Here is a 10,291-nt window from a genome sequence, read left to right as displayed (position 1 = left end):
AGACGTACGCCCAGACCCTCAATGAGGGCCTCCAGCGCTGGCAGACGGTCAAGAAGTTCCGGATCCTGCCGCGCGGGTTTTCAGGCCTCGCGGGAGCCCTCGTACATCTCGTCGATCAGGTGCTTGAACTCACGCTCGACGACGGGCCGCTTCAGCTTGAGGCTGGGCGTGAGGTCGCCGTGCTCGACGTCGAGGTCGCGCGGCAGGATCCGGAACTTCTTGACCGTCTGCCAGCGCTGGAGGCCCTCGTTGAGGGTCTGGACGTACGTCTCGACCAGGCGGTGCGTCTCCGGGGCGGCGAGCACCTCGGAGTACGTCCTGCCGTCGAGGCCGTTGTCGGCGGCCCAGCCGAGGATGGCGGCCTCGTCGAGGGCGACCAGGGCGGTGCAGAAGTTCCGGTCGGCGCCGTGGACGACGATGGACGACACGTACGGGCAGATCGCCTTGAACTGGCCCTCGATCTCGGCGGGGGCGACGTACTTGCCGCCCGACGTCTTGATCAGGTCCTTCTTGCGGTCGGTGATGCGCAGGTAGCCGTCGGGCGAGAGCTCGCCGATGTCGCCGGTGTGCAGCCAGCCGTCCTCTTCCAGCACCTCGGCCGTCTTCTCGGGCTGGCCGTGGTAGCCCTGCATGATGCCGGGGCCGCGGAGCAGGACCTCGCCGTCGTCGGCGATGCGGACCTCGGTACCGGGGAGCGGCTTGCCGACGGTGCCGGTGCGGTAGGCCTCGCCGGGGTTGACGAAGGAGGCGGCGCTGGACTCGGTGAGGCCGTAGCCCTCCAGGATGTGGATGCCGGCGCCGGAGAAGAAGTAGCCGATCTCGGGGGCGAGGGCGGAGGCGCCGGAGACGGCGGCGCGCAGCCGGCCGCCGAAGGCGTCGCGGAGCTTGGAGTAGACGAGCGCGTCGGCGATCCGGTGCTTGGCGGTGAGGCCGAGGGGCGCGGTGGCCCGGCCGGTGCGCCGGTAGTTGTCCTGGGTGACCTTGGCGTACTCGCGGGCGACGCCGGCCGACCACTGGAAGATCTTGTACTTGGCGCCGCCTCCGGCGCGGGCCTTGGCCGCGACGCCGTTGTAGACCTTCTCGAAGATGCGCGGGACGGCCGCCATGTAGGTCGGCTGGACGACGGGCAGGTTCTCGATGATCTTGTCGATGCGGCCGTCGACGGCGGTGACGTGCCCCACCTCGATCTGACCGGAGGTGAGGACCTTGCCGAAGACGTGGGCGAGCGGCAGCCACAGGTACTGGACGTCGCCGCCGGTGATCAGGCCGGTGGCGACGGTGGCCTTGGCCATGTACGACCAGTTGTCGTGCGGGAGCCGGACGCCCTTGGGGCGGCCGGTGGTGCCCGAGGTGTAGATCAGCGTGGCGAGCTGGTCGGAGGTGATGGCGCCGATCCGGTCGCGGACCGCGTCGGGGTGCTTGGCGAGGTACTCGCGGCCGCGGGCCTCCAGGTCGGCGAGGGAGAGCACCCAGCCCTCGGGGTCGTCCTTCGCGGCGACGGCGTCGGCGGCCTCCAGGACGACGACGTGGGCGAGCTCGGGCAGCTCGGCGCGGCGCTCGCGGGCCTTCGCGAGCTGGGCGGCGTCCTCGGCGATCAGCACGCGGCTGGCGGAGTCGGCCAGGATGAACGCCGACTCGTCGGCGTTGGTGCTGGGGTAGATCGTGGTGACGGCGCCGCCGGCGCACATCACGCCCAGGTCGCTCAGGATCCACTCGACGCGGGTGTTGGAGGCGAGCGCGACGCGCTCCTCGGGCTGCAGTCCCAGGTCGATCAGGCCGGCGGCGATCGCGAAGACCCGGTCGGCGGCCTGGCCCCAGCTCAGCGACTTCCAGTCGTCGGGGCCGCTGCCGGATGCCGCGGGCACCGGGTACCGGTAGGCCTCGGCGTCCGGCGTGGCGGCGACACGCTCAAGGAAGAGGGCCGCCACGGTGGGCGGACGGTTCTCGATCTGGGTCAGTGTGTCGCTCACGGACGTCCTCCGGACCACGCGGCAGGGCTGCCGCCCTAGGGGGTGGGACGGCGGCTTCCAACAGGGTTTGAGACCAGGGTCTGAAACTGGCGAGTAACCAACGGGGCAGTGATCAGACTAGGGGCCCTCCGGCTGACGCGTAAGAGCCCTTGAGCCGCCGATTCATAACGAAACAGGCCCCCGCATGTGTGTGCGGGAGCCTGTTCCGGCTGTCGGTGCGGCCGGTCGCTACTTCTTCTTGGCGCCGGACTCGTCGCTGGAGAGGACGGCGATGAAGGCCTCCTGCGGGACCTCCACGGAGCCGACCATCTTCATCCGCTTCTTGCCTTCCTTCTGCTTCTCCAGCAGCTTCCGCTTGCGGGAGATGTCACCGCCGTAGCACTTGGCGAGGACGTCCTTGCGGATGGCGCGGATGGTCTCGCGGGCGATCACGCGGGAGCCGATGGCGGCCTGGACCGGCACCTCGAACGCCTGCCGCGGGATCAGCTCGCGCAGCTTGGCGACCAGGCGCACGCCGTACGCGTAGGCGGCGTCCTTGTGGGTGATGGCGGAGAACGCGTCGACCTTGTCGCCGTGGAGCAGGATGTCCACCTTGACGAGGCTGGAGGCCTGCTCGCCGGTGGGCTCGTAGTCCAGGGAGGCGTAGCCGCGCGTCTTGGACTTCAGCTGGTCGAAGAAGTCGAAGACGATCTCCGCGAGCGGCAGGGTGTAGCGGATCTCGACGCGGTCCTCGGAGAGGTAGTCCATGCCGAGGAGGGTGCCGCGGCGGTTCTGGCACAGCTCCATGATCGAGCCGATGAACTCGGTCGGCGCGAGGATGGTGGCGCGCACGACGGGCTCGTACACCTCCGAGATCTTCCCTTCGGGGAACTCGCTCGGATTGGTGACCGTGATCTCGCTCTTGTCCTCCATGACCACGCGGTAGACCACGTTGGGCGCGGTGGCGATCAGGTCGAGGCCGAACTCGCGCTCCAGGCGCTCGCGGATCACGTCGAGGTGGAGCAGGCCGAGGAAGCCGACGCGGAAGCCGAAGCCGAGGGCCGCGGAGGTCTCCGGCTCGTACACCAGGGCGGCGTCGTTCAGCTGGAGCTTGTCCAGGGCGTCGCGCAGCTCCGGGTAGTCCGAGCCGTCGAGCGGGTACAGGCCCGAGAAGACCATCGGCTTCGGGTCCTTGTAGCCGCCGAGGGCCTCGGTGGCGCCGCGGCTCTGCTGGGTGATGGTGTCGCCGACCTTGGACTGGCGGACGTCCTTCACACCGGTGATCAGGTAGCCGACCTCGCCGACGGAGAGGCCGTCGGCCGGGAGCATCTCGGGCGAGTTGGTGCCGATCTCCAGCAGCTCGTGGGTGGCTCCGGTGGACATCATGCGGATGCGCTCGCGCTTGTTGAGCGTGCCGTCGACGACGCGGACGTAGGTGACCACGCCGCGGTACGAGTCGTAGACGGAGTCGAAGATCATCGCGCGGGCGGGGGCGTCCTTGACGCCGACCGGGGCCGGGACGTTCTGCACGACGCGGTCGAGGAGCGCCTCGACGCCGACACCGGTCTTGGCGGACACCCGCAGCACGTCGTCGGGCTCGCAGCCGACGAGGTTCGCGAGCTCCTCGGCGAACTTCTCCGGCTGGGCGGCCGGCAGGTCGATCTTGTTGAGGACCGGGACGATCGTGAGGTCGTTCTCCATCGCCAGGTAGAGGTTGGCGAGGGTCTGGGCCTCGATGCCCTGGGCGGCGTCGACCAGCAGGATCGTGCCCTCGCACGCGGCGAGGGAGCGCGACACCTCGTACGTGAAGTCGACGTGCCCGGGGGTGTCGATCATGTTGAGGATGTGGGTCCTGCCCACGCCGTCGCCCGCGGTGGGCGCCCAGGGGAGACGGACGGCCTGGGACTTGATCGTGATGCCGCGCTCGCGCTCGATGTCCATGCGGTCGAGGTACTGGGCGCGCATCTGCCGCTGGTCGACGACACCGGTGAGCTGGAGCATCCGGTCGGCGAGCGTCGACTTGCCGTGGTCGATGTGCGCGATGATGCAGAAGTTGCGGATCAGCGCCGGGTCGGTACGGCTCGGCTCGGGCACGTGGCTGGGGATGGCGGGCACGCAGTGTCCTGATTCTCGGGTCGCAGTCGGAAGCCTGGCTGGGTGTCGGTCCGTTCCATGGTCCCATGGACGGGGCGGTGCGCTCGGTTTGGGCCGCCCGTGGGCGCCCTGGTAGCCTGGGCAGCTGTGTCTTCCACGCCCTCTCAGCTGGGGGACACATCCGGAAGATCAAACTCTGAACCTGAAAAGGCTCTTTCGTGGCGAACATCAAGTCCCAGATCAAGCGGAACAAGACGAACGAGAAGGCGCGCCTGCGCAACAAGTCCGTCAAGTCCGAGCTCCGCACCTTCATCCGCAAGGCCAACGAGGCCGTCGCCGCCGGCGACGTCGAGAAGGCCACCGCGGCGGCGCGCGTCGCCTCCCGCAAGCTGGACAAGGCTGCTTCGAAGGGTGTCATCCACAAGAACTCGGCCGCCAACAAGAAGTCGGCGCTGGCTTCCAAGGTTGCCTCCCTCCAGGGCTGAGCACTGATGTGATCGCCGGAACGGACCCAGCGGGCCCTCTCTTCCGCTCCTGACCGGCACCTCCCCCGCCCCGGCGGGGAGACCAGCGCCGCACGCGGCCTGCGTTCGCCACGCGGGTGCGGCGCACCAGAGCAGCAACCGAAGGCCCCGGCCGTCGCCCTTCCCCAGGGCGCAGGCCGGGGCCTTCGGCATGCCGTTTCCGGGTCAGTGGGCGGGGCGGCGGGGGCGGGCCGCGCGGGCCACGGCCACGACCGCCTTCTCCAGGGCGTACTCGGGGTCGTCGCCGCCGCCCTTGACGCCGGCGTCGGCCTCGGCGACGGCGCGCAGCGCGTCGGCGACGCCGTCCGCGGACCAGCCGCGCATCTGCTGGCGGACCCGGTCGATCTTCCACGGCGGCATGCCGAGGTCGCGCGCCAGGTCGGCGGGGCGCGCCCCGCGCGGGGCGGACGCCAGCTTGCCGATCGCCCGGACGGCCTGGGCCAGCGCGCTGGTGATCAGCACGGGGGCGACGCCCGTCGCGAGGGACCAGCGCAGTGCTTCGAGGGCCTCCGCGGCCCGGCCCTCCACCGCCCGGTCGGCGACGGTGAAGCTGGAGGCCTCCGCCCGCCCCGTGTAGTAGCGGCCGACGACGGCCTCGTCGATGGTGCCCTCGACGTCCGCGCACAGCTGCGCGACCGCGCCGGCCAGCTCCCGCAGGTCACTGCCGATCGCGTCGACCAGCGTCTGGCAGGCCTCCGGCGTGGCCGACCGGCCCAGTGTCCGGAACTCGCCCCGCACGAACGCCAGCCGGTCCGCCGCCTTGGCCATCTTCGGGCAGGCGACCTCGCGGGCGCCGGCCTTGCGGGCCGCGTCCAGCAGGCCCTTGCCCTTCACCCCTCCCGCATGGAGGAGCACGAGCGCGATGTCCTCGATGGGCGCCGCGACGTACGCCTTGACCTCTTTGACCGTGTCCGCCGACAGGTCCTGGGCGTTGCGGACGACGAGCACCTTGCGCTCGGAGAACAGGGAGGGGCTGGTCAGCTCGGCGAGCGTGCCGGGCTGGAGCTGGTCGGACGTCAGGTCCCGCACGTCCGTGTCGGGGTCGGCGGCGCGGGCGGCCGCCACCACCTCCCGTACGGCGCGGTCGAGCAGCAGGTCCTCCTGCCCCACCGCGAGGGTGAGCGGGGCGAGCGGATCGTCGGTGGTGTTCTTCCTCGTGGCCATCGCCTCCAGGATCCCATGCCGCACCGACAGGCCCCCTCGCCCCGTGCCCGACAATGGTCGCGTGAACGTGCGACATGTACTGGTGCTGCCGGACCGCGACGCCGCCGAGGAGGTGGCCGAGGAGGTCGTCGAGCGGTTCGGGCCGGGCGAGGAGCCGCAGTTGGTCCGGGACGCCCTGGCCGGGGAGGACGACGCCGAGGACGCCCAGTGGCTCGTGGTCGTCGAGGACCCGGAGAGCCGGCTCGACGCCTCGGCGCTGGACGGCCTCGCCGCCGAGTACGAGGGGTGGCTGGAGGCCCCGTAGGGCCCGGGTCGGGGCCCCAGGTGGGGCCCCGGTCAGGCCTTCCGCACGACCTGCACGTCGAGGCTGACGTCGACGGCGGAGCCGATGGCGGCGACCCCGCCCGCAAGCACCGACTGCCAGTCGAGGGCGAAGTCCTCGCGGTGGAGCCCGGCCGTGGCCCGGCAGGCGGCCCTCGGCTCGCCCTCCATCCCCGCCCCGAGCCCGAGGTACTCGGTGTCCAGGGTCACCGAGCGGCTGGTGCCGTGCAGGCTGAGGGCTCCCGCGACGGCCCACCGGCTTCCGCCGCGGTGGATGAACCGCTCGCTGTAGAACTCCACCGTCGGGTGGCGGGCGGCGTCCAGGAAGTCCGCGGAGCGCAGGTGGTCGTCCCGCATCCGCAGACCGGTGTCGATGCTCGCCGTGTCGATGATCACATGCATGGAGGAGTCCTCCATGCGGTCGGCGATCCGGACCGCGCCGGCGAAGGTGGTGAACCGGCCCCGGATCCTGGCGAACCCTATGTGCCGGGCCGTGAAGGCGATCGAGGAGTGCCCCGGGTCGATCTCCCAGTGCCCCGGCTGCGGCAGCAGCGGCGGCTCCACCGCATCGAGGATGATCTCCGCGGTGCCGGCCGGCGCGGCGTCCCCGAGCAGCGTCGCCCCGTGGAACGGCGCGTAGCCCTCCGCCGTGACGGTGAGCCGGTACTCGCCCTCCGGGACCGCCGCCGTGAACCCCCCGTACGGGTCGGTCTCCCCGCTGACGACGGGGCGGCCGATCGGGTCGGTCACCTCGAACGCCGCCCGCCGGACCGGCTGGTGCACCGTGTCGAGGACCCGGCAGCTGAGCAGGCGCGCCGTGTGAGGCAGCGTCAGGGTCGCGGATGTGTGCGAGCCGGCGCTCCCGGCCGTCTCGGACCCCCGTCTGCGACCGAACATGGTTGATGCACCCCCGTGCAGTGTGGACTTGTTCCGCTGTGGCGAAAACGCATTCGATCATGCGGTCGGGTTGGGGGCAAACAGAGCGGGCGCGCCCGGTATGGGCGTGTCGCCGCGTTCGTCGCGCTGGGAATGCGCGCAGTCGCGGACCGCTTCCGGCCACGGCCACCGACCCGTCGGTGTCGGTCCGCAGAACGGTCGCGCCGAGCGCCCTCAGGCGGGCGAGCGTGGCCGGCGCGGGATGCCCGTAGCGGTTCCCCGAGCCGACCGGGACGACCGCCAGCCGGGGCCTGACCCGGGCGTGCAGCTCGGCGTCCTGGTGGGCTGAACCGTGGTGTGCGACCTTCAGCACGTCGACCGGGCCGAGGTCCGGCCGGCTGCCCAACAGGGCTTGCTGTGAAGGCGGTTCGAGGTCCCCGAGCAGCAGGAGGGTCAGGCCGGCGGTGCGGACCAGCAGGGCGACGCTCGCGTCGTTGGGGCCCTCGGGCGCAGGCCCGCCGGGCGGCGGCCAGAGCACCTGCCATTCGAGCGGCCCGGCCCGGCGCCGCTCCCCCGCCCAGGCGGGCACGACCGGAACGCCGGCCGCCGCGGCGGTCCGCCGGACGAACGCGGCCTGCCCGGCGGGCTCTTCCAGCACAGTGGTCTGGATCACGCCGACAGACCGGCCGTCCAGCACCCCGCGGAGGCCTCCGACGTGGTCGGCATGGAAGTGCGTCAGGAGCAGCAGCGGCACCCGCCGCACCCCGAGGGCGCGCAGGCAGGAGTCCACCGGCCCCGGTTCGGGCCCCGCGTCCACGACCACGGCCGTGCCGGGGCCCGCGGCCAGGACGGCGGCGTCGCCCTGCCCGACGGCGCACTGCACATAGCTCCAGTCGGGCGGCGGCCAGCCCGTGAGCGTACGGGTGAGCTGCGGCGGCCGCAGCAGCGCGGCGAGCAGCAGCACCGCCAGACCGGCGCACGCCCACGGCCGACGGACCAGCCGCGGCCCGAGCAGTACGGCCGTCCCCGCGGCCGCGGCCAGCAGCAGTCCGCCGCCGAGCCCGCCGGGCCAGGCGAGCTCCGCGCCGGGCAGCCGGGCGCCCGCCCGCGCCACCGCGGCGATCCACCCGGCCGGCCAGGCCGCGCACCAGGCGAGCAGCTGCGCGGCGGGCGGGTACAGCGGGGCGGCCGCCAGCGCGGCGAAGCCGAGCACGGTCGCCGGAGCGGCCGCGAACTCCGCCAGCAGGTTGCACGGCACCCCGACGAGGCTGACCCGGGCGGAGAGCACCGCGACCACCGGCGCGCACACCGCCTGCGCGGCGGCCGCGGCGGCGAGCGCCTCCGCGGGGCGGGCCGGCATCCCGCGCCGCCGCAGGGTCCGGCTCCAACGCGGGGCGAGGGTCAGCAGGGCGCCGGTGGCGAGGACGGACAGCAGGAATCCGGGGCTGCGGGACAGCCACGGGTCGTGGAGGAGGAGCAGCAGCGCGGCCGCGGCCAGCGCCGGCAGCAGCGACCGCCGCCGACCGGTGGCGACGGCCAGCAGGCCGATCGCCCCGCAGGCCGCGGCCCGCAGCACGCTGGGGTCGGGCCGGCAGACGGCGATGAACGCCAGCACCAGCGCCGCCCCCGCGAGGGCGGTCGCCCTCAGGGAGAGCCCGAGGCGGGGGGCGAGTCCGCGCCGTTCGGCGAGCTGGGCCCGAGCGGGCGGCCCGATGAGCAGGAACAGCACCACGGTCAGGTTGGACCCGGAGACGGCCAGCAGGTGCAGCAGGTCGGTGGCCCGGAACGCCTCGTGCAGGTCGGGCGGGACCCGGGAGGTGTCCCCGACGACGAGCGCCGGCAGCAGCGCCCTCGGGTCGGGGGCGAGCCCCTCGGTGGCCGTGCGCAGCCCCTGCCGGAGCCGCCCGGCCGCCTGTTGGACGGCCGTGGGCGGGCCGGTCACGGCGGGTCCGGTACCGGCCTGCGGCCGCAGCACGGCGACCGCCCGCTCGCCGGCCCGGCCGGGCCCCAGCCGGCCCTCCACGGCGATCCGGGTGGACGGCAGCAGCCGCGCCCATCCCGGGTCGGAGGCGAGGACGCGCACCGGTGTGGCCACCCGGACGTGCCCCCGGCCGGGCGCCCCCACCCGGGTCAGCAGCGCGTCCACCACGACCAGCGGCGGGCCGCTGTCCCCGCGGGCGGTCCGCGGGTCGGCGGTGACGGCCACCTCGGCGACCACCCGGGCGTGCTGCCGGGCCAGCTCGGGGATGGGCCCGGCCCGCTCCTCGGCCCGGGTCAGACCCGCCGCGGCGGCGCCCGCCGCGGCGCACAGCAGCGCGAGCGCGGCGGCCGTCCAGGCCCGCCACAGCCGCTCCGGGCGCCGGCACCCCGCGCACAGCAGCAGCCCGGCTCCCGCGAGGGCGCAGACCACGCCCGCGGCGGTCCACGCGCCGGGCGCGCCGAGCGCGGCCGCGGCCGCCGCCCAGGCCGCCGACGCGGGCACCACCAGCCGCAGATCCGCCGGCCCCCGCTCGGGGTCGCCGCCCGGGCCGGACCCGGGGCCGCCGGACGCACTCCGGACGGCCGGCCCCCGGTTCACGGCCGCACCAGCTTCCGCAGGTCGGCGAAGCGCCGCTCGCCGATGCCGTTGACCTGTCGCAGCTCCTCGACCGAGCGGAAGCCGCCGCGGGCGGTGCGGAAGTCGACGATGTGCCGGGCCAGCACGGGACCCACCCCGGGCAGGGCGTCCAGCTGCTCGACGGTGGCCGTCCCGAGGCTGAGCGGCCCGGCGGCGGGTCCGCCGGGGCCGCCCTGGCCGGGGGGTGCGGCCGGTGCGGGCAGTCCGACCAGCACCTGCTCGCCGTCGACGAGGACGCGGGCCCGGTTAAGCCCGGTGGTGTCCGCGCCCGGCAGCGCTCCCCCGGCGGCGGCGAGCGCGTCCTCCACGCGGGAACCGGCGGGCAGCCGCCGCAGCCCCGGATCGCGGACCTTGCCGCCGACGTCCACCACCACACGGGACGCCGGCCCGGCAGCGCCAGGCGCGGCGGGGGCCGCGCCCGGTGAGGGGGCGGGCACCGCGGCCGGGGCGACCACCGCGGGCGGCGTCACCGGCTGCGGCCGCGCCGACCAGAACTGCTGCGCCCCGAACGCCACCGCGGCCGCCAGGACCACCGCGACGGCGGCCACCGCCCGGGGCCGCACTTCCAGCCGCGCCTGGACCCACACCGGCAGCCGCTCCCGCACCGCAAACCACCGCATGTCCCGGGCTACGGCGGCCTCCCCGTCGACCGGCGGCTCCACGGCCCGCACCGACTCCGCGGCCCCGACCGCCTCCCGGAGCCGTCCCGAGGGCGCAGCCCCGACCGCCCCCGCACACCCCACCCC

Annotated in this window: 7 protein-coding genes and 1 pseudogene; 2 read left to right on the top strand and 6 right to left on the bottom strand. The window is 74.1% G+C overall.

Going from position 1 to position 10,291, the window contains the following annotated elements:
- Positions 1-80: 80 nt before the first annotated feature.
- Together EF903_RS21030 and lepA are read right to left on the bottom strand one after the other, a co-directional pair.
- The gene (locus tag EF903_RS21030) at positions 81-1,970 is read right to left on the bottom strand and encodes a long-chain fatty acid--CoA ligase (RefSeq protein ID WP_125545436.1); all 1,890 of its coding nucleotides are present in this window, start codon (positions 1,968-1,970) and stop codon (positions 81-83) included.
- Positions 1,971-2,198: 228 nt separating this feature from the next.
- Positions 2,199-4,064 (bottom strand): translation elongation factor 4, encoded by a 1,866-nt coding sequence (gene lepA / locus EF903_RS21025; protein WP_125545434.1) that lies wholly within the window; start codon positions 4,062-4,064, stop codon positions 2,199-2,201.
- Between the two features lie 197 nt (positions 4,065-4,261).
- Here lepA and rpsT point away from each other — a divergent pair, with 197 nt between their 5' ends.
- Positions 4,262-4,528, top strand: coding sequence for a 30S ribosomal protein S20 (rpsT, locus tag EF903_RS21020; protein ID WP_114057514.1), 267 nt, complete (start codon positions 4,262-4,264; stop codon positions 4,526-4,528).
- A gap of 204 nt (positions 4,529-4,732) precedes the next feature.
- On the opposite strand, the gene holA is transcribed toward rpsT, so the two are convergent.
- Complete coding sequence (gene holA, locus EF903_RS21015) at positions 4,733-5,731, bottom strand: DNA polymerase III subunit delta (protein WP_125545432.1); 999 nt, start codon at positions 5,729-5,731, stop codon at positions 4,733-4,735.
- Positions 5,732-5,792: 61 nt separating this feature from the next.
- Here holA and EF903_RS21010 point away from each other — a divergent pair, with 61 nt between their 5' ends.
- Positions 5,793-6,035, top strand: coding sequence for a hypothetical protein (locus tag EF903_RS21010; protein ID WP_125545430.1), 243 nt, complete (start codon positions 5,793-5,795; stop codon positions 6,033-6,035).
- A 32-nt stretch (positions 6,036-6,067) separates the two neighbouring features.
- On the opposite strand, the gene EF903_RS21005 is transcribed toward EF903_RS21010, so the two are convergent.
- The 3 genes and pseudogenes from EF903_RS21005 to EF903_RS20995 all read right to left on the bottom strand — a co-directional run.
- The gene (locus tag EF903_RS21005; RefSeq protein ID WP_125545428.1) at positions 6,068-6,949 is read right to left on the bottom strand and encodes a YceI family protein; all 882 of its coding nucleotides are present in this window, start codon (positions 6,947-6,949) and stop codon (positions 6,068-6,070) included.
- A gap of 133 nt (positions 6,950-7,082) precedes the next feature.
- Positions 7,083-9,506: pseudogene (locus EF903_RS21000) on the bottom strand (ComEC/Rec2 family competence protein); the annotation flags it as partial.
- The coding region (locus EF903_RS20995) for a helix-hairpin-helix domain-containing protein (RefSeq protein ID WP_260615704.1) at positions 9,503-10,291 on the bottom strand (789 nt) is incomplete at its 5' end. The pseudogene EF903_RS21000 and the gene EF903_RS20995, both read right to left, overlap by 4 nt.

Origin of the sequence: Streptomyces sp. WAC05292, from assembly GCF_003949955.1 — a bacterium.
Lineage (GTDB): Bacteria > Actinomycetota > Actinomycetes > Streptomycetales > Streptomycetaceae > Streptomyces > Streptomyces globosus.
The sequence above is the reverse complement of the archived record's forward strand: the minus strand, read 5'-3'. Positions and strand labels throughout refer to the sequence as shown.